The organism is Rhizobium sp. 768_B6_N1_8 (genome assembly GCF_051811225.1).
Taxonomy (GTDB): domain Bacteria; phylum Pseudomonadota; class Alphaproteobacteria; order Rhizobiales; family Rhizobiaceae; genus Rhizobium.
Genome location: NZ_JBPWPV010000002.1, coordinates 1,485,388 through 1,510,995, shown reverse-complemented (window position 1 = coordinate 1,510,995; position 25,608 = coordinate 1,485,388). Strand labels below are relative to the sequence as shown.

Sequence of the window (25,608 nt, the reverse complement as noted above, 5' to 3'; positions counted from 1 at the left end):
CCGGGTCCATGATGATGCGAACGTCGGATCCATCGCACATCGAGCTTCAATGAAGCGCATGAAAAAGGGCGAAAGGAGCGTTAGTGCCGAGCACCTCGAGCCCGAGAAGACCGCTGGAGGTGAAGGAGGGATGGCCGGCCTCCGGTTGCCAAGGGAACGATGTTGGCGAGCCCGACCGTGTTGCTGCCACCGGCATGTCAACGCCGGTGGCATTTGTGATTATGTGCCGATGGCGATCGCGTCGCCTATCTTGCGCTTTCGGGGAAGGCCGGCAGGCGCGAAATATGAGTGGGGTCGTGTTGGATGACGAGCGTTGCGTTCAGCCCGGCTGCAACCGCTTCGAGGCGTTCCATCGATGCGAGCGTGTCGGCACGGTTTTCATTGAAACCCGGCACGCCGTGGGTGGCCAGATTATCCTCGAAATGCACGACATCGCCGGACAACAGGACCGGCCCCATCTTTGCAAGCTTTACCAGGAGGGCGGCTTCCCCTTTCGTATGACCAGGCATCGACAGCATCATCACTGAACCGTCGCCGAAGACGTCACGGTCACCCGTCACGAGGTCGAGTTTCGCCTTGCCATCGAGCCAGGGTTTGACGAGATCCGGTACGACCGCGAAGGGCGGAGGATTGTCGTGAAAAGTCTGCCAATCGGCAGCGCCGATCATAAGCGTGGCTTTCGAAAAGGTCGCAGCCTGCCCGAGATGGTCGAAATGGTTGTGGCTGATGCCGACGGTTGCGATTTGCTCCGGTTTGATGCCGATCTGTTTCAACTGGGTCGGGATGTCGGTTTTGAGCGAGACGCCGATCGGCGCATCCTGATCGGGTGCCTTGCCGATGATGCCGGCAGGAAGCCCGGTGTCCCAAAGAAGGTAGTCGCCGCCGTGGCGGATAACGTAGCAGCTATCCGTCAGCTCGCCCTTCTTGCCGGCAAAAGCGAAGGTGTCGGAAAACATCGATAAATCCTTGACGATGACGTCGCCGCAGTCGAGACGCCAGAGTTCAAGGTCTGGAGCAGCGCGTGTCGGCGTGGAAGCGAAGGACAGCGATGCGACCGTTGCCCCGATGGCAAGCGCAAATTTGAAGGTCTTCATGAAGGTCTCCTTGTCTTGAAGATCCTTCTTGTGCCGCCGCTCGCCACAAGGCATGCGCCAGATTTGTGATCACTTGGGCCCGAAACGCTCACCGGCGGTATTTTTTCTTGCCGCGCCTTCTCATAGATTGCGCTTATGAACATGATGATCCGCGACCGACGTTCCGAGCTTTCCCAACGCCTGCTCGATCGACTCCGCCCCATGGTGGCGGGAAAGCTCGATGTTGGGATGCATCCCTATGGCGGGCAGCTTTTCGCCTATTGCTGCTTCGACCGCGAACGGGTGGCAGCTCTTCGACTTGATTGTCCGATGATCTGCGTCGTGCTCTATGGCCAAAAGGACGTGTGGCTTGGCGATCGCACTCGGTCCTTTTCGGCCGGCTCGCTCTTCGTCTTGCCCGGTGATGTGCCGATGGACGTGGTCAACATTCCGAACGATAAAACGGGCGTCTATGCAGCATTGCGGCTCGATGTGCCGTTCCTGCCGGCGGGCATTCCACCGCTCTCCGTTGCGGAGCGCGCCCGTAGTGCCGTCGATCTCGACGCCGTGCCGCTGAGCATCGATCTCGTCGAGACGATTTGCCACGCAGCATCCACGATCGCCGATGTCAGCGTCGGCGAAACGATCAAACGGCTGAGGCTGACAGAGGTTCTGGCGCTATTGCGGCCACTTGCCGAGGCGCGACCGCTCTTCAAACAGAGCCTGTCGGACGACATTGCCTGGCTGATCGCAACGGCTCCTTCCGAGGCTTGGAACGTTTCTGATGTCGCAGGAAAACTTGGAATTGGAGCATCCACGCTACGACGTCGATTGGCCGCAGACGGCACCTCCTTCCGCGCAATCTTGCGGCGCGAGCGTCTAAAGGCCGCGCAACATGCAATCACATCTGGCGCTACGGCAATCGCCGCCGCCGAGGCTGCGGGCTACGTGTCGCGCTCACACTTCTCCCGCCGGTTTCGCGAGAGTTTTGGGACGAGCCCAACAGGGCGAGCATAGCTTCGCGCAGGTCGATGAGCTTCGGAAAATCACAATATCTTGCCCTTCTCATTCCGGTTATCGCGAAGAGATACGTGGGCAGTTTCACCTTCATTCGAAACATCCCGATGCATTTCCGATCGATGCCTTTTGGATCGCCCCAACCATTTTCGCTGCCGCCGTCGGCGCCCTGATAGCAATAGCGAAAGCGGTTCGACGGGAGCGGGATTGCGAGGAGCGCATGCGCGGTGGACCTCGGCAACCGGATAGATCCTGAGGATACCCAGGCGGTGATCAGTCGTGATCGCAGCAATACCCGCTTCATATGCAGCGCGGACGATTGCCTCGTGCAAGTTCTCGGGTTCGGTATTTCCGGTAAGGACCTCCAAACAGATTCTCACCGCCGTGAAGAATTCCTCGCCATCGTCGGTGGGCCATTCATTCAGCAGCAGTGGCGCAGCCTCGCGAGCGGTACGGATCACCTTGCGAACTTTACCTCCCGCAAAAGCAAGAATTATCGTTGGGAAATTTGTCATCATATCGAATCTCATTGTTCCTGAACTTCGTCAGACAGATTCGTTTCGACCTTACGGGCTGCTGTCTCCAGGAGTTGCTTCAATTCTTCGCTGGTTACGCCGTCGGCCCGCATCACCATGGCGATCAGCGGATCACGAAGAGCTTCTGATATCGTCAGCTCACCATTCATTCCGCCAGTTTCGCCAGCATCGCAGATGAGCGAACATGGCGCGAGCGACCACATCTGTGAATGCGGCGCCGCCGGATTGATGGCATCAGCGATTTCGACAGGTTCCTTCTTGGCGCCTCCAGGAGCGACGAACGGGCTTCCACTTGCGAGGTTTTTGAAAGGAGAACGGAACTCGCCCTGATCGGTTTTGAGGTCGGCTATCCATCGGAGTCCTGGCGAGGCAGAGTGTTTCGAAAGGCATTGTTGAGCGATCTGCGAGACGGCATGCACCACGACAGCGGAACTGGTGGTGCGATAGTCTCCGTAGCGGCTCGCTTGCAAATAGGGCGGCATGCCGGCTGCCGATGCGCGACCGGCTGCCACGAACTTCCCTACCGAAGGGGAATCCTCGCCGGCGAGAATGACGAACGGGTTATGGGCATAGTCTGCGATCAACCGAAGCGCAGCAGCCCCTTCCGCAGTTTCCGGCAGTGCAAAGACCTTGGCAGAAAACCGTGCAGCCAGATAAGTCGCCAGCTTGTCTGTCTTCAGACAGCCGAGGTCAGCTTTTCCCGCCCAAGGGAGGTCGCTTAAGTTATTCTCGCCGATACGATCCGCATCCGCGAGAAGGAAATGGCGCGCGCCGAGGGTCGCAAGCTGGATGGCAATCTGCGAGCCGACGCCGCCGCATCCGATGATGACGAAGTCGATTTCGCGAAACCGCGCGAAGTCGCGTTGCCGATGGCAAAGAGGCGTCAGGAAGGTGTCGTGGTGATCGATTGCTGCGGAGACATATTCGTTCTCCGCCGGCATATCGGATGCCCACGACGACGCGCCGAATGCAGCACTGGTAACATTGGGGCTCTGTTCCTCGACAGCATCAGCACTATTGCCGGTGAACAGAGCCCCTCTGCCGCCCCGCCCAAAGCTGTGGGCGAAGGGGTTCGGGAAATCGACGGACGCGCTAGCCGCCGCTGACAATCGTTTAGACCGAGAATTGACCATCACATCGCCTCCATCTCGCTGGGCGCAGTTACACGGGTCGTCTCGGCGCAGCGACCGTAATCCTTGCTCATTGCATGGTCGGCAGCCTTCGTGATCACGTGAAATCTGCCATCGTACCAGAGGCAGACATTGTCGCCGCTGTCATCGATCTCTCGCTGACCCATCCGCGGATCGATCGGCTCCTTGCCGCGCAGAAGCACCTGTCCGATGTTCCAGGCTTGGCGATCGAGAACTCGTTGGCGCTCGGCAAGGTGAGCCTGGCGGTGTGCAACGGGCTCTTCGGCAAGCAACTGGCTTACGAGGAATAGGATCCGGCCACTCCAGGAAGGAATGGCGGCGATGTCTGGGAGGTCGAGGAGGACATCGCCGCCGAGACGTTCGATTCCTTTCCGAGCGATATCGATGAGCGGGATTTGCCGCGCAGCATAGGCGATTGTGAATGCCGTCTTCAGGGCGCGGTGCTCAGGATCCACCTCGGCGGATAGGCATGCCATGCGGAAGGCACACTCCCAGGGAATGGCGTAGGCCGTATGCAGGATGCTCTCGAGCGTCTGTAGGTCGTTCTCGTATGGGGAGATATACCGGAACTCGCCAGGCAGGGATGCCGCAGCCGAGGTCGTATAAAACCCCAGCAGGACATGCCCCGCCTCGTGAAGCAGTTGGGCCGCTGTCGCGGCATGATCGTCGTCGCGCAATCTTTCTCTTGAAAGGGCGATCATCGCGCTGCCCGGCAATTCGTTCGAACTTGAGAAGGAACACGACGGTTCACGCCGCACGCCAACGTGAAGCGTGTGCAGGCAGGCGATCAAACGCTGATAGCCGTACACGTCCAGTTCCGCGATCAAGGCGAAGGCCTTCTCCAGATGGTCGGCGACGCGGTCCAATTCCGCATCGCCCGTGATGGGGTCGTCGGGACCGGGGTAGTCCGGCATAGATTGGCGGAGGAGGGCTTGCATGACATGGCTCCACGCCGGGCTCTCGATGCGGACGAGGCCAATGCCGCAGGAAAGCCGGCATGCCGGCTGGCGTTCGAGTTGAAGATCCGATGCGATCAGATCCGTCTGCAGATAGCGGCGGACGATCTGCTCATTGGGGCTGCCCGCCTGCCATTCCAGACTGCGCGCGAGCCCACCCATCCAGGCTGCAAGCACGGATGAACGGTAAGGGTCGGTGCTGACCGATCCGGCGACCGCTGGCGAAAGCTCGAGCAGGCGAGCGTATCCATCATCTGCAAGGCCGGGGAAATAGCCCGCCAGCGCCTGTACCCCGACCGAACAATCGGCGAGCTTCGAAGTCGCCGCGAGCGTACGGCCATATTGGAAGCGTCGCTTCAAAAGGTTGCGAGTTGCGACGCGCTGCCGGGAGACGGTACTTGCCATCAAGGGATTGCCCTTGAGCAGGTGGCGCGCCTCATCTGCCAATTGTTGAATGCGGGTCGCGGACATCAACAGCCTCCGTGAGTTTGTCTTCGGGCGGATCAGGTTGCATCTCGGGTGAAGATGCCCCGGTTGGGGCCGCTTCGTCCGGCATCGGAACGGTGTGCGTCGTCTGTTGAGAGGCACTATTGCCCAAGGGCGTCATTTGCCCGCCAGTACCGCGTTAAAAATCCGTAAAAAGGCGCAAACAAAGAAAAAGCCCCCTCGATAGAGGAGGCTTGGAATTATGGAAAAGCATCCCCGGGGGTCAGATGGCAAGAGCTGCCTGTACTGCCGCCCGCGCGTTCGGCAGGCCTGACCCAAAGAAATAGGCCATATCGAGTGCGTCCTCGCTTTCGGCATTCATGCAATCCGCCGTCAGTTTCCTCGTTCCGGGCGCGACAATGGCGTCCAGGCGCGATGCGGCCTTCAGAATTGACTTCACATGAGGCCCCGAGAGGCGGTCAGCGGGATTGTGGCGGCTCTTGTAGGCCCGCTGTATCAGGGCGCATAGCCCACCCACCTGCGCCGACGCGCCTGAGGTGCCCCCGAAAGTGGTGTAGTATCCGCCCCCGATGCCCGGATTGATTCCGAACGGCACGATGGCAGACCACGGATCGGAGCCATGATTATAGCCGAAAATCCCCGACAGGTCCGTCGTCAGCAGCGAGAAGTGCGAATAGTAGTATTCCCGCGCTCGAAAAGCGCCGTAGTCGTGCTGCGCCGCAAATGGAGAAAGCCGGTCGAGGCGCAACTGATGCCTGTTGAAGACCTCACCATCGTCAGAGGGGGAGACAACCGTCAATCCTTCGCCGTAATTGCTGTAACCCGAACGGAAACCTTCGACGGTAACGGCCCCAACAGCAATGATGCCGTTGTTATCGGCGGCAAGACTTGCCGGATAGATCAACTGGCTTTCGCCACTATTTCCTGCGGCGCAGACAATCGGGATGTGCCGGCTGATGGCGAGGATGAGTTGCTTGAGGATATGCCATGGGCGATCCGGATTAGATCCTTCCTGCGCGGCTTTCGGCTCCAGTTCAGGCCCACCCTGATCAGCAACGGCAATGCGCGTGAACAAGTTGGCGGCATCCTGGTTTTTCCATAGCTCCAGGTCCGCCTTCAGCTCGTTCTTCGGATCAACAATGCTGCGTTTGGGGTCAGGCAGACCGCGCGGCAAGACGATCACGTCAGCTTTCTGATGATAGGCATAAAGAAAGGCCGCAATGAACTGCCTGACATCGTCTTCGAAGGACGTTCTGATCGAGATGAGCCTTGAGAAAGGATCAACGCCAAAATAGGGGATGACATTGCGATTGCCGCTCGTACGCAGCTCGTCACCATTCCCGTAGAAGGCTCCTTCCGGCGGGAGGCTTGGTGTGCCTTCTTCCGCAACAACGGCGGGTTCGCCGACAATCAGCCCCGCGCAGCAGGTACCATGCGATGCGAACAGCGATTCCGGATTGTAGAGCCGCCGGAGAACCCCCTCCGACGCGGCATATTCAGCAACCAGGTCACTGAGATAGTCCCGGTCGTCATTCGAAAGGCCGATATTGCCAAGCGGAGCGATGTTGAGCCCGGCGAAGAAGGCATGTCTTTCCTCACGGTCAAAGGACGTGGTCGTATCGAGAATTTCGAGCACGCGCGCGCCGTAACGATGGGTCGTCAAATCGATTGACGCTTCCCGGTCAAGCCGGGTTGCCAGATTGGGATGATCCGGAGATACGCCGACATCGATCAGCGCGACCCGTGCCGGTCGCAACGGGCCGGCGGAAGCGATGGCATCCCAGACCGTGCCGGTGATAAGGGGATCGGGGAGCGCGCGTACGGCGCTCGCATCGAGTGCCGCTGGAGCAGGCGGAGCCGATCCGTATTCCGCGTCGACGACGCCAAGGGCAGTCAGGTGCCAGAGATAATAGTAGTCGATCGGCGCGGGCTCAGGCATTTGTGTTTGATCCGTCATGGTTATCATCCTGTTGAGCAGCAGCTGGCGAATTCAGACCCATTCGTCGTGTACGGCCTGGAACAGAGGACCGAACGCGTCGTGGAGGTAGGGAGCGAAGCGTCGGGCGAGATCTCGCCCCGCCTGCGTGTCGCTCGGATAGTGCAGGCCGGCCCATTCGCGGTTTTCGGCGACGTTCTGGGCGATGCGGGCAAGCTCGTCGGTGGCCGGATGTTCCGGCAGGATCGTCGAGAATGCGAAGGCGATAGAAAAGCACTGGAACGAGTGGTTGCTGGGATAGGACTCGTGGCCAGGCACGGCCAGTAGCGGCCGCAGCATGGGCTCGAACTGGTGTGGCCGCAGCCGGTTAAACTGGCTTTTGTAGATCAGCCCGACATATTCGCAGGCCGTCAGGATCGCCTGGAAAAGGCCTTCCGTCTGCTCGAAGCCGCCGAGATCCTCGATATGCAGTGCGCGGGTGAATTCCGCCACGGAGATCGTCGCTTCGATCTGGATGTCGGGCAGGCGCCGCACACGTTCGCGGTCGCGGCGCTGCATGGAAAGCAGCACCGTCGTCTCAAGGCGGGTATAATCCGGGCCGGGCGGTGGAAGTATATCCAGCATTTCCCAGGTGAAGCGTCGCGCCGCGGTATAGGCGTTGCGTGACGGCTGCTGGTGCAGCCTGCGCAGTTCGAAGGAGGGGATAAGTTGCGATACGCCGAGACTGGCGCCGTCCATCGTCGACTTGTTCTTGTTTTTGTTCTTATTTTTATTCTTGTTTTTGTTCAGAGACGCCTTGTTGAGCACCGACTTGTTAGCGACGCTCTTGTTGAGTACCGAGGCTACGGCCATCGTCGCCATCACGGGCCCGGCCATGGGAGATGCATCTTCATCCGTACCGAAGAAAAGCGCAGGTTCGGAAGCCGCATCAGGCGCAGCCGGCGATGCACCGGCGAGGGGATTAGCGCTCGCATCGCCCCTCGGTTCGCATGGAAGAACCGTATCCGGCTCAATCCTGAATTTATAACTGTCTAGAAATGAAACAATTTTTGATTGTAGGTCCGGGGTAGTGTCCGCTTCCATTGCAGCCTCCTTGCGCGAAGTTCTGAAGAAATTGTCCGGGGTTCAGCGCAGCTTAGCGCCCGCCTTAAGCAGGCCGTCGATCAAGATCTGGCCGCCACCTGTGTTGAGCAGCGGATAGCCGCTGCCGCGAAAGGCATTGATGGAGAAGCCGCCCTCGGCCGCCTCAAGCCGCTGCAGGTAATGGCGCGCGCCGCCGAGATCGTCGGAATGGGCATGGCTGGAGGCAAGATAGCGCAGCAGGCTGTTGAAGTTCGGCCGCGCCCGCAGAGCTTCTTCGCCTGCAGCTATGGCCGTGGCATGATCGCTTGCAAGCGCCGCTGCAATGCACTTGGTCGTATCGAAGTAATATTTATGCGGGCTGTAGACGCCGAGCTCCTGCACCCAACGCGCCATGGCCACAGCCTTGTCGGGCTGGCCTGCATAGCAATGAAGCATGGCGTAGAGATCCCAACTGAGCGGCAGGGCGGGGTTCAGGCGGATCGATTTTTCGAACAGGTTGGCCGCGTAGTCATATTCGCAGAACAGGAACGAATGGACGTGGCCGACGAGTGCGAGCGACACCGAATTCTGCGGATCGAGTTCCAGCGCCTTGCGCGCATAGGCCTGGGCCTCCTCGATCAGATGCGCGTCGAGCGCGTTGAAACGTTGGCCGACCTGGAAAGTCCGGATGAATGACAGCCAGGCAAAAGCCGATGACCGCGGTTGATACTGGATCTGTTCTTCCAGGCGCCGCTCGGCGTTATCAAGATCGCTGCGCGACAGCCGAAAGATCGCATTGACAGCGTCGATCAGGAGACCGTCTTGCGACAATCGGCTGTCGTTTGCCTGGGTCTCCTGGAAATAGGCCAACTGATCGATGGCCTGGCTGATCAGCGCAGCGGCGGTGCCGAATTCGCCCCGCTCGAACTGCGTGCGGTTGATTGCCTGACTGCCCAGCCAATGAATACGGTTGTTGATCAGGTGCTTCATCACCAGTTCGATCAGCACCATGTCACCGTCAAACGTCACGCGAAGCTGTAGGCATATCGGAAGGCTGATTTGCTGTTCACTCTCTTCAATATCCGGCAGGGTGAAGGAGAGGTCGGTGACGCCAATGGCCAGCCCGTCGATGACGGCTTTTGCAATGAGATTCCGGAATCGTGCCGCAGCAATTTGTCCGCCCTCTCCAGCGCCCACCACGATGGGTGACTGAAGCGCCATCACCCATCGCCAGTCACCGGAAGCCCGCCGCGGATTTGGGCCGCTGCCGGTGGTTTCCGTGGGTTTGCCTGGCCTCGGCACATCCGGGGCGCCTGTTAGCGGCAGCAGGGCGGAATGTTTGGCGATATCGCGGCTCGGCTGCTGTCGCGGCTCGAATACATCATGGACTTGTCCTTCATCGAGCCGGCGATACCAGTTCTGCCGTTCCAGCGCTAACCAGTCCTCGAATTCCGGATCGCGGATGTCGATACCTTCGAGCAATTCATCAGTGATTTGATCCGCGGACCGCTCCGCCCGAACCACCAAGTCGGTGTCGAGTACGAGTCGATCCATATCCAGCCAAACGGTATTCTTATCCGTAATCAAGAGATTACGTGCTGGCCCCAGAGTCTTATGAATGTCGAAAAGAGCCTGGCGCAGACTAGCTGCCGCCTGGTCGTCAGAGCGATCGCTCCACAATTTGTCCCTAAGCCAGATTCTCGAGCGCGAGCCACGGGCGGACAATGCAAGCATCGCCAGAAGAGCCTGGGCCTTTTTTGATTTCGGAGTAACCGACCGACCTCCGGCGTCCACAAGGGCGAAAGGCCCGAGCAGGAACATCCGAAACGGATTTTGCTCCTTGTCCATGCAATCCACCGGCCCCGCCCCCGTTGCCTCCGATGTGCTGGTTTGGCAGCTCGAAGACCTAGCATGCGCAGGCCAGTCTGCCACAACTGCGGCGTCTGGCAAGCAACCGATAAGGGAAACCGGAACTCCAAAAGGCAAATCGATACTTTGGCGATGGTTGAACTGAAGCATAACCGGCTGAAATCCCTCTGCATAACTTCGCAAACTGGCCGTAGCACCCCACCGTCAAAGCAGCGTCAAAGGAATGTTGTTTAGGCGACGTCACTTTGCAGGCGTCGCCAAAGGCTGCCAACTATTCACAGAGAATAGTGGGATCGATCTTGGGAAAAATACGACTATGTTCAGCTCTGTCAGATTGAGATGCGCAGGTGCAGGCAGCGGCCAAAAAGGTTTGTGAAGCGGTGCGCGATTTGAAGAGCGATTGCGCTCTATGATCATTTCAACATGGTCGAAACAAACGGTTGACCACCGGGACGCCACACACAGAAGCGGAGCGCATTAATCTTCGCGGGAGATGGCACGTGTGAACATCGGTTTGCCGTTGCGCCTTCGGAAGGCTGGACCGATGCGGGCCGCAGGCGGAATCCCTGTTGCAGTCGACGGCAATCTGAACCTCTTCTGCGGAGGCAGAAACCATTGTCTTTTAGCGCGAGTTCTTAAATCCCCGACCCGTCGAGCTGCTCAGTGTCGTCGCCTTCCCAGGGCGAGGGCATCGAGCTGCGGCTGAGGTTTGCCGCGGGCATCGGCATCCAACACTTCAATTCCGGCTCAGCATATTCGATGATGTGTCCGGGGGAGGAATCAGAGGCGCGCCAGCCCTCCCCACCGAACTGATCGCCGTTCGACCAATACGCGAGGTCAACTTCTGCCGGCCCCTGTTCAGACGAGCGGATCGTGACCAAGATCCGACTCCCGTCTTTCGGGGCGCTTTCCATATGGCGCCACCGATCTGGCTCGTCCATCGCATTTCCTCCTGCCTTGCTGCGAGTTACAACTGTCGTCTAGCCATCGAGGTCGGTCAACTCAAACTACGTGCAAACCATCCTCTCTCGATCGATGACCGGCCGCGATGGTTGACCCGTAGCCGGCATTGGCGGGACGGTCGCCAATTTCGGCTTCCATGGTCCGCGGAGGCGCCGGGCTTATATTGGACATCGACCGCCGACCTTCGCCTCGGGCGGTTAGGACGCCTCGCATACCCGATTCAGAATTCTGGCAGTGAGCGCGGCTTTGCGAGAGTGCCGCCGCGTGTGCTCGAGCGTCCTTATCCAAATTTGCAGTGGCATCGCCAGTGCGTTGGCGAAAGCTGCGACCAAAACAGCACCGACGAAAGCTCGCTCGAGGCGGCGTCGCTGCGCCCAGCCTTGCAAAAAATACGCGCTGGGCGCTTTTTATAGAGTGTTCTGTGGCAGACGAAAGCGCCTGCATCGGTCGCAAATGCCGATAAGGTTGTGAGCATGGCACTGGATACTGAATTGTTCTGAAATGTGCACTGGGAGGAGGGCCCAATGACGACGATCCATCAGAGGCTGTATCGCGAACGGCTGACATCTGCAAACACGGCGGTCACGATGGTCCCGTCCGGCGCGAGGGTCGCGATGCCACTCGCTGCCGGTCAGCCACCCGCTATCCTTGCGGCGCTTGCTGAACGGGCCCGTGTGGGAGCCGTCGAGAATGTGCGGCTCTACTATCTTCTTTGCACTGGCGTCGCTGGCACGAGTGTATTCGAATTCGAGCTGCGCGACCTGATCGTCCCAATGAGCTACTTTCATGGAGGCGTCGAGCGTGCGCTCGACAAGAGGAGATTGGCGGAGGCGCTGCCCGCGGTCGACCTGGTACCCTGCCATTTCAGCCAGGTGCCGCGCTCGATGGTCGAGCATGTCGGTGTGGACACGTTGATTGCAACCGTCTCGCCGATGGACGCCGATGGCAATTTCAGCCTTGGTGCCAGTACCGACTATGCGCTCACGGTATCGCGAAAGCCCGGGCTCCGCCTGATCCTCGAGGTCAACAGCAATATGCCCTATGTGCGGGGCGATTGCATGATCCCTGTATCAAGCGTGACAGCGCTGGTTGAAAACGACGTCAGCCTGCCTGTGTTGCTCGCCGCTGAGCGCAATGAGGTGGATGATGCCATCGGGGCGATCATCGCCGACCTGGTGGAAGATGGCGACTGCCTGCAAATGGGTATCGGTGCTTTGCCTGATGCGGTGTGCTCGGGGCTTTCACAGCATCGCCACCTCGGCATTCATACGGAAATGATGACGCCGGGCCTCGCCAGATTGGTCACGGCGGGCGTGGTCGACAACAGTCGCAAGCAGATACATGCCGGGCGGTCCATCTTCACTTTTGCGCTCGGAGATCAAGCCCTTTACGACTTCCTGAATAACAACCCGGCAGTTGAGGCCTACCCAGTCGATTATGTGAACAATCCCTTCATCATCGCGCAGAATGATCGGGTGGTGTCGGTCAACGCGACGCTGCAGGTCGATTTGAACGGCGCGTGCAATTCCGAGTTCGTGAACGGCAGGCAGTTCAGTGCGTCCGGCGGTCAGGTTGATTTCGTGCGCGGCGCGTATGCCTCTCGCGGGGGACGATCGATCATCGCCTGTCATTCCACCGCGGCGAAGGGCACGCTCTCGCGCATCGTTCCGACGCTGACCGGACCAGTGACAACATCGCGTAACGACACGCACATCGTCGTTACGGAGTATGGATGGGCGAACCTAAAGGGCAAGTCCGTGGCGGAGCGGGCAAGGGCGTTGATTGGGCTGGCCCACCCCGATTTTCGCGGGGAGCTGGACCGGGCAGCGCGCGGGGCAGGGCTCTCCTAATTCTAACGTCGTTCGGCGGCTAGAAACTGATCCACCTCGTCAGCGATGCTTGAGGCGCGTTACCAATGTTTTCGAGCGGCGGATCGCTGTAAGGGCTGCTCCCACGGCTATTACGCAGAGACCGATCGTCAGGATCTGGTTCTGCCCGCCCCATAATGGCTCGAGAAGCGATGCTAGTCCCGCCGCCGTGATCATCGCCATCCGGTGCTGCTTGGCCATCGGGCCGGAGAAATCGCTGGGATTGCCGGTGGCGCGACCGAGCTCCCGGACATAGGCTGTCAGCACGGCGAAGGCTCCGGCCGCCCAGCCCAGTCCTGGCATACCGATACCATACCCGACGCCGGCGAATATCATCAGGTCGGCGATGCGATCCGGAAACTCGTTCCAGAAAGGGCCGTCAGCCTCTCCCTTTCCGCCTTCGACTGCGACCATGCCGTCGAACAGATTGCAAAGAAGGCGTGCCTGGCAGAATAGAACAGCCAGCAGCAGGTAGCCGGCACGCGGCAGGCCTGTCGTCTGTCCCGCCAGATAGAAAATGCTGCCGGCGATTGCTGCCGCCAGCATGCTGGCTTGCGAGATCTGGTTCGGCGTTATGGCCCGCGCGGCCATCCATCGGGCAATTGCGCCCGCCCAGCGGGTATTGCGGCTCGCCAGAGGTCTCCTGTCTCCTGTCTCCATCATGTGTCGAAACCTCGTCTTGCGGAGATCGAATAATTGTAGATCGCTGCATAAGTCGTCGACACCAGCAGCGGCAGCGCGATGGTTCGGAGTATCTCCGGTGTGCCGCTTGCCGCATGGATCGCCGCGAGAATGCTGGCCGAACCAAGGCAGGCAATCAGCGGCGGCGCCCAAAATCGTGTTGAACCGCTGAAGCGGCTGGAAAGCCAGTCGATTACCGATTTCAGGAAAAGCGTCAGGCAGGCCGATATCGTCCCCTGCACAAGACCGGCAACGAGCGGCGCTGGCATGACATGAGCGCGATTGGCGAAGATGGCCCAGCTGCCCATCGCCAGAAAAGCGAACAGGACGTGTACCACTCCGCTGCGCAAAAGACGTTGCAGTACAGCAGGCATCACAATGACCACCAATAGCGCGTGAGGTGGAAGAAGATAGGCGCCGAGAAGACGACGGAATCCAGTCTGTCGATCAACCCGCCGTGGCCCTCGATAAGATGGCCCCAGTCCTTGACACCTCGGTCGCGTTTGATCGCCGACATCACCAGGCCTCCGAAGAAGCCCATCAGCGTGATGACCAAGGCGAGAAGCCCTGCCTGAAGCGGTGCGAATGGTGTAATCCACCAGAGGCCCGTTCCAATCAGCGTCGCGCTGATGATCCCGCCGACGAAGCCCTCGACCGTTTTCGAGGGCGACAGTCTTGGCGCAATCTTCGTGCGTCCGAACAGTTTGCCCCAGACATATTGCAGGACATCGCTGAGCTGGACGACGATCACCAGAAAGGCGATCAACAGCACATTGCGGCCCTCATATCCCGGTATCTTTAAGGTCAGCAGAGCCGGCACATGGGAAGCGCAGAAGACGCAGATCATCAGGGCCCACTGTACTTCCGCGATGCGAACGAGAAAGCGCTCCGTGTCGCCTCGGAGTACCGAGATGATCGGCATCAGCAGGAAGGCATAGACCGGGATGAAGATCGAAAAGATGCCGTATTGTTCAGCCCAGAGCAGAAAATACTGGATCGGAACGACGACGAAGAAGGCTGCCGCAAGCGCCCAATGATCCGCCCTTCTTGTATTGATGAGGGTTACGAATTCGCGAAGCGCGGCAAATGAACAAAAGCCGAACAGGATCAAGACGCCGATACGGCCCGCTATGAAAGCAATGCCAATCAGGATGACCATGACCCACCACGCCTTGATCCGCGCGTTGAGGTTTTCGACAGCCGCATTCGAACCGTTCGGCGAGAGGCGTTGCTGCAATATGTAACCGATGACTGACGCAACGATAAGCACGCCGAAGATCCCGGCTACGAGCGTCATAAGATCGGAATTCGCGCCACTCATTCCCCACCGCCTATAGTGTTCGGAGACAGGGCCAGGAGAGCAGCCTGTATCCGTTCGAGAAAAACATCTTTGTCTTCGCCCGGCGCGATCTGCAAAGCGCTGCCAAAGGTAACTGTGCAGATCAGCGGTATCGGAACGATCTCACCCTTTGGCATGACGCGGTTCAGATTACTGATCCAGACCGGCACGAGATCGACATCAGGGCGCGCCACAGCCAGATGGAAAATGCCGCTTTTGAACGGGAGGAGCCTTGCATCGGACTGGTTTCGTGTTCCCTCCGGGAAGAGAATGAGGGACGAACCGGCATCGATGGCCGAGGCCATCTGAGTGACGGGATCTTCCGTCCGCTTGTCCCGATCCCTCGCGATCAGCACCGCATTGAAGACATCTCTGCCGATGAAGCGATTGAGCCAGGACTTCAACCAGTATTCGGCTCCGGCGACCGGACGGGCCCGATGGCGCAGTCTGGGCGGCAATACCGTCCAGACCAGAACGAAATCACCATGGCTGGAGTGGTTGGCATAATAAACGCAGGGTCGGGAAGGCAGCCCTCCCTCGGGCCACACGGCGCGGACCGCCGTGACCGCGCGCGCGAACAGTACGATTACCGTCGCCGCGGCCTTTGTAGGCAAAGCCTTCATTCATCACTCTGTTGATGTTAGCCGGATCACTAACCGAAACTCTAGCATTATCATCGGCGGAAGGAAGGAGCTTCGCGGGTTTTCAGCCGAAAGGCGTAGACAGGTCGTCCGGCTCCAGCCGAACGTGCAATCTCCATGGACGACAAAGATTGGATTTCGAATTGAGCACATGGCGCCGAAAGCCTGATCAATCTGATGCCGACCTATCTGATGAAGCCGGATCAGGTGGGCTGGTCGTGCGCAGCACCGCCGGTGGCAAGTCGTCAAGCGGCTGTCAGAAAAACCGGCTTCGAAGCTGTGTGCTTCACAGATCACGGTATTGCGGAAGCGCGACCATCCTGCGGTCGCCCGCGGAAAGCCATGGGCGGGGCGCCGATGATGCGTTTGAACGCCCGACTGAATGACGCCTCCGATTCATAGCCGAGGCGCTCGGCAATCGCGGCCACGCGCTGTCCTTCACGCAGCCACTGATGCGCCTGGTGCATGCGCATGCGAGCGACGTAGCGAGCGGGTGTTTCACCAACGGCCCTGGCAAAGCGCTCCGCGAACCCAGAACGGGAAGCGCCCATCTTGCGAGCGAGTTCTTCGACCGTCCAGTCATGGGAAGGGTCGAGATGGATCGCCGCCAGGACCCGCCCGACCTCGGGATTGCGAACGGCCGTCAACCACCCGGAAGCATCGCCGCAGCCGTGTTCCACCCAGGCGCGGATGATCGTCGCGGTCAGAACATCAGCAAGCCGGGCCAGGATACCGCCAGCGCCGACGCGGTTCATATCGACCTCGTGCATCATCGCATCGAGCAGGGCAGGGATGGAGGGCTCACTGGCTGCGAGATCGCTTGTCCGCATCACATTGGGCATCAATTGCAGCAAGGGATGCCGCTTGTCGACATTGAAGCGCATGACCGCGAAGAACAGCAGGTTCTTGCTATCGGCGCAGGGGCATTGCAGATCGACGATCCCATCGCAGACGGCCTTGCGCGGCATGGATTCGACGGGCGTCGGCACTATACCGGGCGCGCTTGCAAGGACATGGGCATCGCCCCGCGGCAGCAGGACCGCGTCCCCCGGGCGCATTTCCATCCATTCCCCGTCCGGCGTCTGCACAAATGCCTCTCCGGCTGCCAGAAAGTGAAACTGCGCTTCATCCTTGGTCGGAAACGCCGTCGCCCATGGGGCAGACGGCTGGCAGCGGCCGTAGTCGACGCCATCCAGACGAAGCCCTCGCATCATTTCCGTCAGTGCATCGCTCATCGAGTCCTCGTCATTTGGACGAACGGTCATGTCTTGTGGATTTTCTAGCATAGAAACACCAGCGTGAGCCGTCTAGCCTTGTCATCACAATCTTTGGAGATGGCGTATGAACATCAATCCCGAAGCCAATGGCTTCCACGCGAACAAGAAGGAGGCCGATCCGGCCTGGGCAGGCGTGGTATCGCTTTCGCTCGGCGTCTTCGGTCTCGTGACGGCCGAGTTTCTTCCAGCCAGCTTGCTTACGCCAATTTCACAAGATCTGCATGTCAGCATCGGTGCCGCCGGCCAGTCGGTCACGATGACCGCCGTCATCGGCGCGATCGCAGGCCCTGCAATTGTCATTGGCACCAGCCGATTTGACCGTCGTCTCACATTGCTCGGATTGACAGCCCTGCTCGTTGTTTCCAGTCTCTTGGCAGCATTCTCTGATGGGCTCGCGACGCTTCTCGTTGCTCGTGGATTGCTCGGGATCGCGCTGGGCGGCTTCTGGGCCATGTCGCTGGCGCTCGCCATGCGGCTTGTTCCAGAGCGGATGATGCCGCGGGCGATGGCGATCATCATGACTGGCGTGTCCGTTGCAACGGTTTGCGCTGCACCTGTCGGCGCCTGGGTCGGAGAAGCCTATGGCTGGCGTTCTGCATTCGTCATCGCGGCTGCAGTCGGCGGCCTTGCCTTCATCGCCCAACTCCTCACCCTGCCTGCGATGCCGTCGACCGGCACCGCAGGATTGGGCACGATGGCCACGGTGCTGCGTCGCCCGGCAATCCGGCTGGGCCTTCTGACCGTCTTGCTGGTGGTCGCCGGCCATTTCGCGGGTTTTACCTTCATTCGGCCCTTCCTCGAAACTGTGCCACATTTTGGGGTTGAGGGGATATCTGTAGTTCTGCTGGCCTTCGGGATCGGCGGGTTTCTCGGCAATCTGTTCGGAGGCTTTGTTTCCGAGCGCAGCACGGCGCTGTCCATCGTCATCGCGGCTACCGGGATTGCTGCGACAACATTGGCGTTAGCGCTTGCCGGAAACCTTGCAAGCGTCGCGTTTGTCGCGACCGCGCTGTGGGGATTTGCCTTCGGAGCCCTGCCGGTAAGCGTTCAGAGCTTCGTCACGCAGGCAGCATCCGATGAAGCGGAAAGCGCCGGTGCGTTGATGTTGACCACTTTCCAGGTCGCCATTTCCAGTGGGGCGGCCATTGGTGGCTTCATCGTCGAGGCGCAGGGGCTGGCAGGGGTGTTCGGCTTTGCAGCTATTGCCGCACTTTGCGGGGCCCTGGTGATCGGTATCCTGAACCGAAGGACGGTAGCGACGGCGTCTTAAGGAAAGATCATGCGAAGCGCGTCAACGCGCGCAAGAATAGCTACGATCAGGGGCGCCCGGGACGTGCGTCCCTCCTGGCGGATGGAACAGTAAGGACGACGATCCCCGGACGGCCTCCATCGCATCATGCGCCAAATTGCTCTGTGACTGACCCCTATTGGTCACTCGATGCAAAGGGTTTCGGTGTTCCAGCCGTCTGGCAGAGGCTCCGGACGCTGGATTTCGATATTGTCGAGCGTGAGGCCAGTGATATTATGCGCAAAGAGCGCCGGCATGCCTGCAGGATAATCGATAAGGCCGACAATTTTTCCGTCTGCTCCCCGCAACCAGGCATTGCCACGACCCTCGTGGTCCTTGGGCGGGGAGAGATCGGCACTTGTGGGGCGCAGGTCATATTGCCTGGCTGTTCCCAGTAAGCCTTCCTCGATCGTCAACTGAATATTGCTGAGGCTCATTCCGGCAATCCCGCCGTTTCTCGCCGCAAAGAGATTGATCGGACCCTGGCAGCGCCCCGTCACGTTCTCGACGCGGACATTGGTGACGAGGCCAGCCGGTATCTCCGGCCTGCGATCGAGCTGGGTAATTGTGAGCGGCTCACCCGAGCCCCAGAAACCATCGGGCGTTTCATGGCAATCGATCTCTATGTCCGAGAAGGCGACGTCTTCGATCACTCCGCCGTCACGCGAGAAAATGCCGAGGGCGCGATTGGAATCTTGGACCTTGCAACGCGTGAAGGCGACGTTGCGGATGTCACCAAAACTCTCCGTGCCGATCTTCAATGCACAACTGTTGCTCTCGACAAGGCAATCCGAAACCTCGATTTCCACGCAGCGTGCGATGCCCTTTTCGCTTCGGCTGGTCTTGAGGCAGACGCCGTCGTCCGCCGTTTTGATGATGACGCGGCGCACTGCGACCTTTGCGCAGCTGTCGATGACGATCCCATCCGTATTCGGGAGTTGTCGGTTGTTGAATACCGTTATGCCCTCGACGATCACGTCACGGCAGCGCACCAGGTGGACCGTCCACATCGGCGAATCTTCGATGACAAAGCCTTCCAGCCTGATCTTGCTGCAGTCTTCGAACACCAGGACCCTCGGGCGCTTTTCGCTCGGCGTGTAGGTGCCGACCGTCGCGTCGAAGCCGGTGCTGAAGGCGCCGCCTGAAGCAAGGATCTTGCCTTCGCCTGTGATCGCGACGTCATGGGCCTCCTGCGCGACGATATAGGCGCGATCGGATCCCTCGGCGATTACGCTCACCGAATTTCCGGCATAGAGCGCGTAGTCGGGGACGAACTCTAGCGTGGCACCCGGCCCGATTGACAGCGTAATACCGCTGAACAGGCGGATGGGTCCCGTAATGTGCCTGCCCGCCTGCAGGAGAAGCGTTCCTCCGCCGGCGCTAACCAGCCTGTCGATAGATTGCTGCAGGTCAGCGACATTCGGCTCGACTGAAATATCCATTGCTTCTCCTCTGGCTCTCGGGATGATTAAGCTACGCCATTTTATTCGTCAACAGGACGAACTAATTGATGCCGTCAATCTTGTTTGTGTTGACACCATCGAAAACTCGTATTTAATTCGTCATGGTTACGAACAAACGATCGGCCAAAGGGAGATTTGGAGGCCGGTTGTTGCCAGAGTTTGAGGAGCAAAGAAGGGGAACCCTATGAAACCGCTCAAGACATTGATTATGACGGCAAGCGCCCTGGCGATGACGATTTCGCTCGCGGCAGCATCCGAACTGAAGATCGTCTGGTATGTCGACAATGATCAGGAAGAGGCGAACACGCGCGCCTTGCTCGATCAGTACACGAAACTGCACCCGGACACGACCTTCGACCTTGAGATCACCCCTTATGACGGGATGGTCCAGAAATTCCAGCAATATGCGGCCTCCGGCATCATGCCGGATTTGTCGCTCACTTCGTCGATGGAGCCGGTTATCCGTCCGTTCCTCGTCGATCTCAACAAGGAGATCGGCCCCGAATGGATCAACGACTTCGTCAAGGGCTGGGGCGATGGCGCCAGGCTCGACGACAAGGTTATCGCCGCGCCGCTGCGCGTAACCTCCACGGGCGTCTTCCTGAATGTCGATGCCTTCAAGAAGGCCGGCATTGCCATCCCGGACCACGCGACCGGTTGGACCTGGGATGAATTCGTTCCGAAGATCAAGGAAGTCGCCGAAAAGTCGGGTACACGCTATCCGCTTGTCTGGGACGTTTCGGCAAGCCGCTGGATCGTTCACGAGTATCAGTACGGAAACCACATCTATACGGAAAAAGAACCTGTGAAGGTCGTCATGGACGAGGCAGCGTGGACGAGCGCGCTCGACAAGTTCATCGACATCACGAAGGCCGCAATGCCGCCCGGGCTCTGGTCCGGTGCGAGTTCGGACAATCCGAAGGAAATCTTCACAGCCGGTCAGGCCGTTGCCTATATGTCAGGAAGCTGGCAAATCGCCGGACTGGCGGACAACGCGCATTTTGCGTGGCAGGCTGGTCCAACGCCGCGGGGCACCGTCGCGTCGTCGATCTACGGAGGCGACTATATCGTGGCCTTCAACACGAGCCAGCATCTTCCGGAAGCGATCGATTTCATCAAATGGATCACCTCGCCGGATATTCAGGCACAGTACGCCAAGACCTTCGGCATGATCCCGGCCAACCTGAAGGCGGCAGCCGTCAAGTACGATAATCCGGCCGCGACCGATGCGATCAAGGCAATGCAGGCCGAGTTGAACGCCAGCCCTGCTTACGCTGCGACCGACCAGGCCTGGCCGCAGATGCAGGCTGTTTGGGGTACCGTGAAGACAGCCGTCACGCAGGCTGTTGCCGGTCAGATCTCCTCTGCCGAGGCCATTTCGCAGATCAAGAAGGCTGCCGATGCCTCGCTTGAGGCTGGCAAGTGACGACGGACATACTGGAAGATAGCCGTTCGGCACTGGGTCCCCACCCAGTGCCGAAAGGTCTGCGAGGCAGCCTGGCAAGCCTCGGCTGGCCCTACCTGCTCATGGTGCCGACAATGGCGCTCCTCGTTACCTTCACCCTCTACCCGCTGGTCCAGGGCCTCTTCATGGCCTTTTTCAAGCGGGGTGTGGTCGTCGTTCCGCAGGTGCCCAGCACCTTGCCGCAATATGTCGGCCTGGATAACTTCATCGGGCTCCTGAGCAATGCCGATTTTCAGGTTTCATTGCTCAAGACCGTTCTTTTCGTCATCGTCGCGGTTCCGCTGAACATCGTCGTCTCGTTGGCGCTGGCTCTCCTGCTGGCGCCACAGACCAGGCTGTTTGCCATCGTACGCACAATCGTCTTCTTCCCGTCCATGATCAGCCTGCTGATCATCGGCGTCGCCTGGCGGTGGTTGTTCGGCCTCAACAACGGCCTCGTCAATTACCTGCTTTCGCTGACCGGCATCGCGCCAATCCCATGGCTGGAACAGGACACGATGGCTCAGATCGCCGTCATCATCGCCTGGGTGTGGGCGCAAGCCGGTTTCAACATGATGATCTTCATTGCAGGTCTGACCGCGATTTCCACCGACTATTACGAGGCGGCTTCGATCGACGGGACCAGCAAGTGGCGGCAATTCACCCATATCACCTTGCCGCTTCTCAAGCCGACGCTCGCCGTCGTCCTGGTCCTGTCCTCGATCGAGGCCTTCAAGGTCTACGAACTCGTCGTATCCCTGACGGGCGGCGGTCCGGGCAAGGCGACCGTCTACCTCATACAGACGATCTACGACACTGCGTTCCAGAAACCGATGCAGGCTGGCGTTGCGGCCGCCCAATCCATGGTGCTGTTCATCATCCTGCTGTTCCTCACGATCTTCCAGTTGCGCATATCGCGGAGTGAGAAATGACACGTATCTACTCTCCCTGGCGACTGGCCTTTGTCGTGCTGACACTGTTCGTCTTCCTGATGCCGCCGATCTGGCTCTTCCTGTCTTCGTTGAAATCACAACAGGAGATCTTCCAGTGGCCGCCGACCATTTTGCCGGCGCAACCGACGTTGCAGAACTTCATCGACACGGTGTCGCGCGCGAAGTTCCTCATCTTCTTCCGCAATTCGGCCATTGTCTCCGTGCTCTCGGCGCTGCTGTCCGTCACCATCAGCGTCATGGCCGGCTACGCACTTGCGAAGTTTCGGTTTAAAGGAGACACGCTCTTCTTCCTGCTCATCATGTCGTCGTTGATGGTGCCGCTGCAGATCATCATGATCCCGGTCTTTCTGGTGCTGCGGGATCTCAATCTTCTCGATACGCTGGCAGGCATCATCATCGCGCCGGCGGCAACCCCGACCGGGGTCTTCCTCATGCGCCAGTACATCACCAACATTCCTGACAGCCTTTTAGAGGCGGCGCGCCTCGATGGTACGCCGGAATGGCGGATCCTGTGGCGGATCATCGTTCCGCTCGCCATACCCGCAATCGGCACGCTGCTCGCCTTCAATCTCGTATGGCGCTGGAACGACTATCTTTGGCCGTTCCTGATCATCAGCGACCAGGACAAGTGGACGGTCCAGGTCGCGCTTGCCAATACGGTGGGGCGCTTCGGTATCAACTGGCCCAGGCTGCTGTCCATGTCGGTGCTTTCGGTGCTGCCCGTGCTCGTCATGTTTACAGCCCTGCAGCGCATGTTGATGAACGGCCTGATGGCGGGCGCAACCAAGGAATAGTGCTGCAACATATCGTGCAAAAAGGGCTGCCTCTCTGGCGGCCCTTTGCATTTTCTCTTTCAAACGCCGTCTCCGTGGCGACCGGTCGGAAAACCTCTAGCGGATCGCCGCCGGCAGTTTGTCCTTGTGGGCGAGGGCGGCGGCGGCCGGCATGCTGCTCCATCCCTGAAGCAGCGAGCCACGCCCCCAGGGTGGCGAGAAATATTCGACGGCACCCATCCAGCCCTCTTCGAGGCAGGTCTTCCACCAGCGCAGGAGCGGGTAGTCCGCGCCGTCCAGGCCGTAGGCAAGCCGTTGCTCGGCATAAAGGCCCGAAAGATAGGGCCAGTCCGACCCATTGTGGTAGCGATACGCGAAATAGGACTTCTCACGCGTATCCTTGGGGCGCTTGAACGGCGGATAGGCGCAAAGCACGCCCCAGTCGCCATAAGGCTGGCCGTCGTTGTTGCGACTTTCCAAGATCTCCTGGACCTTGGCGAGAACGCTTTTCGCTCGCTCGGGAGAAACCGCCTTGAAGCGAAGCAGCGTCAGGCTGTCCAGCGTCAGGTGGTCTTCGACGAAATCTGTCTTTGTCCCGTAGTCCGCATAAGTGCCACCCGGTTGCAGAAGCGCCTCGTCCAGCGAAGCGCGCGCCTTTTGCGCCACGGCTGCCGCCTTCGATGCAACGGCTTTGTCGAGCGAGGCGCCGTGCTGTGCGATGACGTCGAGGGCACCGATCCACAGGCCGAGATCATAGGCCACGTAACCGTGGCGGTAGACATTGTCGGCCCAATCGCGGTCATGCCGCGGCTTGATCGGCAAGCCGGTTCCCTTCTCGTCGAAGCCGCAGTAACGATTGAAGATCGCCACCACCTTGTCCCAGTACAGGGACAGCGGTGAGCCGTCGCCGGTCGCATTGATATAGTCGCCGATCGTCAGAATGAAGAAGAGCGGGCTGTCGAAGTGATCGCTCCACCAGTCGCCGGGTCGAAGGTGCTCCTCCTTGATCCGTGGATCTGTCAGACGCACCTTTTCCCATTCCTCGGCCTGCCCAGGTCCCGTCAGGATGACGCCGCTCGGCGCCTCGCCGTTTTCCTGCACACCGCGCGCAAGACGATCGATCTGGGCGCGGACTGCCTCTGGTTCCCGATCCAGGAGAGCCTGGAGCGTCCAATAGCCGTCACGGTAATAGGTGCGAGCCGGCGCGCTGTAGGCCTGGCCGGCGGCGAGGCCGGCAAAGGCACCATGTTCGTCCCGCCTTATGCTGGAAAGAGCGGCATGCAGGCTTTGCGAGATCATGCTGCGCATCAGGGCAGGCGCCTCCGGCATCGCATCGCAACGCGTGACGTAGGCATTGGCCTCGGCAATCAGTTTCGTCTGGTCGAGCTCGAGCGCTGCAAGCGCTTCCTCGATCGTCGCGCCGGCGGTCACGAAAATGCCGTCCAGCCTCTGTTCGGCGATGGCGACGCCCCAACCGGTGCGGGCAATGCGGCGACCCTCTTGCCGTTCGATCGGTTCGCGTTTCGCCATCGTGCCCCACCAGGCGCAGCGCCGGGCAGGGATGAAGGTCCGCAGCTTTGCGCCCTTCAAGAAGAGCGCCGGCGCCGACTGCGCCACGTAAAGCCCTCCGCCATGCGCTTCCACCCGGTTCGGGGAATAGGTGAAAGGGGCGCTCCAGCCGGTGAAGGTCAGATTGACCAGCTTGCCGGCGCCCCATAGCGAAAGTTCAATCCTGCCTTCCGGCCGACAATCGCCCTGCAGGCGCGGAGCCATGAACGGGACAAGCACCGGTGTCGCAGAGCGAAGCTGTCCGTCATCAAGTGGTATCAGAACTTGCGGTTTTGCTGATGCGGCGCTCATTGGATGGCTTCCTGTTTTCCTGCATTCTCAGTTGCCGCAAGATCGGTCAGGCCAAGCATAAGCGCCCCGAGCATGCCAGCTTCGGGGCCAATCCCGGTTGCCTCTATCCGTGTCTCAAACGGCAGCAGCGTCGACATGTGACGCCTGACGGCGTCGACAAACTCGCCGCGCGACCCGATGCCCCCACCGAGCACGATGAGAGCGGGGTCGAAGAGGGCTTGCACGGAGGCCAGGCCGACCGACGCCGATTTTGCGAGTGTTTCGATGGCCGCGACAGCTTCCCCGTCTCCGGCAGCAGCGCGAGCGAATATCTCGGCGACCGACAGCGTCCCATCGCCATACAGGCTGCGCACCGCCGGTGAATCAACCTGATCCTCGAAGAGACCGGCGCGGGCCTGCGGCGCCGCCTGATGAGGATTGGGACCTAGCGGCAGAAAACCCAGTTCGCCTGCCCGCCCGTGCTGGCCGCGGAAGAGCGTTCCACCGATGACCAGCCCCATGCCGACACCGGTTCCGAAAGCGATAAATGCAAGCGAGTCCTGATCCTGTCCTTTGCCGAGAGTGGCCTCGGCGAAAGCTGCGAGATTCACGTCGTTTTCAACCACGACGGGGCAGGGCAGGGCTCGTGCGAGCAGCGCGGCGAGCGGCTGATCGGCTGGAATGGCCAGGTGAGGGGAAAGTGACGCAAGCCCCGTCAACGGCGATACCGCACCCGGTACGCCGACAACAGCCTTGCACAACGGGCCCCGATCGCGATTGTCCTGCACCAGGGACAAAATCATCCGTGGAATTTGCCGCAATACAGGGGCTCCCGCGCCGTGTTCGGTCGGCTCTTCGGCCTTTGCCACAATACGCCCCTGCAGATCGGCAAGTCCCACCAGGACCTTGGTACCGCCGAGGTCGACACCGGCGACCATGCCTTCAGATCCGCCCGCTTCGTCCGAACGATGGACGCTGTTCGCCTGTCGCAAGCCAGACGCAATGGTTGAAATATTTGACAAATGCAGTCCT

Annotated in this window: 21 protein-coding genes and 1 pseudogene; 6 read left to right on the top strand and 16 right to left on the bottom strand. The window is 59.8% G+C overall.

Translation table 11 applies throughout. The annotated features are described in order from the left end of the window. Positions 1–245 precede the first annotated feature (245 nt). The gene (locus AB8B33_RS31180; RefSeq protein ID WP_439018329.1) at positions 246–1,094 is read right to left on the bottom strand and encodes an N-acyl homoserine lactonase family protein; all 849 of its coding nucleotides are present in this window, start codon (positions 1,092–1,094) and stop codon (positions 246–248) included. A gap of 135 nt (positions 1,095–1,229) precedes the next feature. On the opposite strand from AB8B33_RS31180, the gene AB8B33_RS31175 reads away from it, so the two are divergent. Further along, a complete protein-coding gene (locus AB8B33_RS31175; RefSeq protein ID WP_439018328.1) occupies positions 1,230–2,090 on the top strand; it encodes a helix-turn-helix domain-containing protein in 861 nt (286 codons plus the stop codon). Between the two features lie 29 nt (positions 2,091–2,119). Here the strand turns inward: AB8B33_RS31175 and AB8B33_RS31170 are convergent, their stop codons facing one another. From AB8B33_RS31170 to AB8B33_RS31140, 7 genes and pseudogenes are all read right to left on the bottom strand, one after another. Next, a complete protein-coding gene (locus AB8B33_RS31170; protein WP_439018327.1) occupies positions 2,120–2,608 on the bottom strand; it encodes a DUF982 domain-containing protein in 489 nt (162 codons plus the stop codon). A 329-nt stretch (positions 2,609–2,937) separates the two neighbouring features. Continuing rightward, positions 2,938–3,759 (bottom strand): annotated as a pseudogene (locus tag AB8B33_RS31165) (ThiF family adenylyltransferase); the annotation flags it as partial. After that, positions 3,759–5,204, bottom strand: coding sequence for an aKG-HExxH-type peptide beta-hydroxylase (locus AB8B33_RS31160; RefSeq protein ID WP_439018326.1), 1,446 nt, complete (start codon positions 5,202–5,204; stop codon positions 3,759–3,761). The gene AB8B33_RS31160 and the pseudogene AB8B33_RS31165, both read right to left, overlap by 1 nt. 238 nt (positions 5,205–5,442) lie before the next feature. Next, positions 5,443–7,137, bottom strand: a complete 1,695-nt coding sequence (locus tag AB8B33_RS31155) for a S8 family serine peptidase (protein WP_439018325.1) — start codon at positions 7,135–7,137, stop codon at positions 5,443–5,445. A 33-nt stretch (positions 7,138–7,170) separates the two neighbouring features. Further along, positions 7,171–8,199: a phosphatase PAP2 family protein gene (locus tag AB8B33_RS31150; protein ID WP_439018324.1), complete on the bottom strand. Its 1,029-nt coding sequence runs from the start codon at positions 8,197–8,199 to the stop codon at positions 7,171–7,173. Between the two features lie 42 nt (positions 8,200–8,241). Next, positions 8,242–10,197 (bottom strand): SARP family transcriptional regulator, encoded by a 1,956-nt coding sequence (locus tag AB8B33_RS31145; RefSeq protein WP_439018323.1) that lies wholly within the window; start codon positions 10,195–10,197, stop codon positions 8,242–8,244. A 485-nt stretch (positions 10,198–10,682) separates the two neighbouring features. Further along, on the bottom strand, positions 10,683–10,988 hold the full coding sequence (locus AB8B33_RS31140) for a hypothetical protein (protein ID WP_113320798.1): 306 nt from the start codon (positions 10,986–10,988) through the stop codon (positions 10,683–10,685). A 546-nt stretch (positions 10,989–11,534) separates the two neighbouring features. Here AB8B33_RS31140 and AB8B33_RS31135 point away from each other — a divergent pair. Beyond that, positions 11,535–12,860 carry an acetyl-CoA hydrolase/transferase family protein gene (locus AB8B33_RS31135; RefSeq protein ID WP_439018322.1) on the top strand — a complete coding sequence of 442 codons (1,326 nt, stop codon included), beginning with the start codon at positions 11,535–11,537 and terminating at the stop codon, positions 12,858–12,860. Positions 12,861–12,899: 39 nt separating this feature from the next. Here the strand turns inward: AB8B33_RS31135 and AB8B33_RS31130 are convergent, their stop codons facing one another. From AB8B33_RS31130 to AB8B33_RS31110, 5 genes are all read right to left on the bottom strand, one after another. Beyond that, positions 12,900–13,541 (bottom strand): CDP-alcohol phosphatidyltransferase family protein, encoded by a 642-nt coding sequence (locus AB8B33_RS31130; protein WP_439018321.1) that lies wholly within the window; start codon positions 13,539–13,541, stop codon positions 12,900–12,902. After that, on the bottom strand, positions 13,538–13,933 hold the full coding sequence (locus tag AB8B33_RS31125) for a hypothetical protein (RefSeq protein ID WP_439018320.1): 396 nt from the start codon (positions 13,931–13,933) through the stop codon (positions 13,538–13,540). The genes AB8B33_RS31130 and AB8B33_RS31125 overlap by 4 nt, the downstream gene beginning before the upstream one ends. Then, on the bottom strand, positions 13,933–14,880 hold the full coding sequence (locus tag AB8B33_RS31120) for a phosphatidate cytidylyltransferase (RefSeq protein ID WP_113320802.1): 948 nt from the start codon (positions 14,878–14,880) through the stop codon (positions 13,933–13,935). The genes AB8B33_RS31125 and AB8B33_RS31120 overlap by 1 nt, the downstream gene beginning before the upstream one ends. Then, positions 14,877–15,521: a lysophospholipid acyltransferase family protein gene (locus tag AB8B33_RS31115; protein WP_439018319.1), complete on the bottom strand. Its 645-nt coding sequence runs from the start codon at positions 15,519–15,521 to the stop codon at positions 14,877–14,879. Before AB8B33_RS31115 ends, AB8B33_RS31120 begins: the two co-directional genes overlap by 4 nt. A gap of 311 nt (positions 15,522–15,832) precedes the next feature. After that, positions 15,833–16,774 (bottom strand): AraC family transcriptional regulator, encoded by a 942-nt coding sequence (locus AB8B33_RS31110; RefSeq protein ID WP_113320804.1) that lies wholly within the window; start codon positions 16,772–16,774, stop codon positions 15,833–15,835. 106 nt (positions 16,775–16,880) lie between these two features. Between AB8B33_RS31110 and AB8B33_RS31105 the strand changes: the two genes are divergently transcribed. After that, positions 16,881–18,086: an MFS transporter gene (locus AB8B33_RS31105; RefSeq protein WP_439018318.1), complete on the top strand. Its 1,206-nt coding sequence runs from the start codon at positions 16,881–16,883 to the stop codon at positions 18,084–18,086. 161 nt (positions 18,087–18,247) lie between these two features. On the opposite strand, the gene pglB is transcribed toward AB8B33_RS31105, so the two are convergent. Then, entirely contained in the window at positions 18,248–19,546 is a 1,299-nt protein-coding gene (gene pglB / locus AB8B33_RS31100) for a polygalacturonase PglB (RefSeq protein ID WP_439018317.1), read from the bottom strand. 205 nt (positions 19,547–19,751) lie between these two features. Here pglB and AB8B33_RS31095 point away from each other — a divergent pair, with 205 nt between their 5' ends. Genes AB8B33_RS31095 through AB8B33_RS31085 form a run of 3 tightly spaced genes read left to right on the top strand, consistent with a single transcriptional unit; the run spans position 19,752 to position 22,758 of the window. Further along, on the top strand, positions 19,752–20,993 hold the full coding sequence (locus tag AB8B33_RS31095; RefSeq protein WP_439018316.1) for an ABC transporter substrate-binding protein: 1,242 nt from the start codon (positions 19,752–19,754) through the stop codon (positions 20,991–20,993). Then, positions 20,990–21,943 (top strand): carbohydrate ABC transporter permease, encoded by a 954-nt coding sequence (locus AB8B33_RS31090; RefSeq protein WP_113320808.1) that lies wholly within the window; start codon positions 20,990–20,992, stop codon positions 21,941–21,943. Before AB8B33_RS31095 ends, AB8B33_RS31090 begins: the two co-directional genes overlap by 4 nt. Further along, positions 21,940–22,758 carry a carbohydrate ABC transporter permease gene (locus tag AB8B33_RS31085; protein WP_007814669.1) on the top strand — a complete coding sequence of 273 codons (819 nt, stop codon included), beginning with the start codon at positions 21,940–21,942 and terminating at the stop codon, positions 22,756–22,758. Before AB8B33_RS31090 ends, AB8B33_RS31085 begins: the two co-directional genes overlap by 4 nt. Before the next feature lie 96 nt (positions 22,759–22,854). Here the strand turns inward: AB8B33_RS31085 and AB8B33_RS31080 are convergent, their stop codons facing one another. Continuing rightward, positions 22,855–24,597 (bottom strand): GH116 family glycosyl hydrolase, encoded by a 1,743-nt coding sequence (locus AB8B33_RS31080; RefSeq protein WP_439018315.1) that lies wholly within the window; start codon positions 24,595–24,597, stop codon positions 22,855–22,857. Then, positions 24,594–25,598 (bottom strand): ROK family protein, encoded by a 1,005-nt coding sequence (locus AB8B33_RS31075; protein WP_439018314.1) that lies wholly within the window; start codon positions 25,596–25,598, stop codon positions 24,594–24,596. Before AB8B33_RS31075 ends, AB8B33_RS31080 begins: the two co-directional genes overlap by 4 nt. Positions 25,599–25,608: the final 10 nt, after the last annotated feature.

What these genes read in the sequence shown, in the direction of transcription:
- AB8B33_RS31180 (WP_439018329.1), bottom strand. Translation starts at nt 1,094, where the DNA reads ATGAAGACCTTCAAATTTGCGCTTGCCATCGGGGCAACGGTCGCATCG.
- AB8B33_RS31175 (WP_439018328.1), top strand. Translation starts at nt 1,230, where the DNA reads ATGAACATGATGATCCGCGACCGACGTTCCGAGCTTTCCCAACGCCTG.
- AB8B33_RS31170 (WP_439018327.1), bottom strand. Translation starts at nt 2,608, where the DNA reads ATGATGACAAATTTCCCAACGATAATTCTTGCTTTTGCGGGAGGTAAA.
- AB8B33_RS31160 (WP_439018326.1), bottom strand. Translation starts at nt 5,204, where the DNA reads ATGTCCGCGACCCGCATTCAACAATTGGCAGATGAGGCGCGCCACCTG.
- AB8B33_RS31155 (WP_439018325.1), bottom strand. Translation starts at nt 7,137, where the DNA reads ATGACGGATCAAACACAAATGCCTGAGCCCGCGCCGATCGACTACTAT.
- AB8B33_RS31150 (WP_439018324.1), bottom strand. Translation starts at nt 8,199, where the DNA reads ATGGAAGCGGACACTACCCCGGACCTACAATCAAAAATTGTTTCATTT.
- AB8B33_RS31145 (WP_439018323.1), bottom strand. Translation starts at nt 10,197, where the DNA reads ATGCTTCAGTTCAACCATCGCCAAAGTATCGATTTGCCTTTTGGAGTT.
- AB8B33_RS31140 (WP_113320798.1), bottom strand. Translation starts at nt 10,988, where the DNA reads ATGGACGAGCCAGATCGGTGGCGCCATATGGAAAGCGCCCCGAAAGAC.
- AB8B33_RS31135 (WP_439018322.1), top strand. Translation starts at nt 11,535, where the DNA reads ATGACGACGATCCATCAGAGGCTGTATCGCGAACGGCTGACATCTGCA.
- AB8B33_RS31130 (WP_439018321.1), bottom strand. Translation starts at nt 13,541, where the DNA reads ATGATGGAGACAGGAGACAGGAGACCTCTGGCGAGCCGCAATACCCGC.
- AB8B33_RS31125 (WP_439018320.1), bottom strand. Translation starts at nt 13,933, where the DNA reads ATGCCTGCTGTACTGCAACGTCTTTTGCGCAGCGGAGTGGTACACGTC.
- AB8B33_RS31120 (WP_113320802.1), bottom strand. Translation starts at nt 14,880, where the DNA reads ATGAGTGGCGCGAATTCCGATCTTATGACGCTCGTAGCCGGGATCTTC.
- AB8B33_RS31115 (WP_439018319.1), bottom strand. Translation starts at nt 15,521, where the DNA reads ATGAAGGCTTTGCCTACAAAGGCCGCGGCGACGGTAATCGTACTGTTC.
- AB8B33_RS31110 (WP_113320804.1), bottom strand. Translation starts at nt 16,774, where the DNA reads ATGAGCGATGCACTGACGGAAATGATGCGAGGGCTTCGTCTGGATGGC.
- AB8B33_RS31105 (WP_439018318.1), top strand. Translation starts at nt 16,881, where the DNA reads ATGAACATCAATCCCGAAGCCAATGGCTTCCACGCGAACAAGAAGGAG.
- pglB (WP_439018317.1), bottom strand. Translation starts at nt 19,546, where the DNA reads ATGGATATTTCAGTCGAGCCGAATGTCGCTGACCTGCAGCAATCTATC.
- AB8B33_RS31095 (WP_439018316.1), top strand. Translation starts at nt 19,752, where the DNA reads ATGAAACCGCTCAAGACATTGATTATGACGGCAAGCGCCCTGGCGATG.
- AB8B33_RS31085 (WP_007814669.1), top strand. Translation starts at nt 21,940, where the DNA reads ATGACACGTATCTACTCTCCCTGGCGACTGGCCTTTGTCGTGCTGACA.
- AB8B33_RS31080 (WP_439018315.1), bottom strand. Translation starts at nt 24,597, where the DNA reads ATGAGCGCCGCATCAGCAAAACCGCAAGTTCTGATACCACTTGATGAC.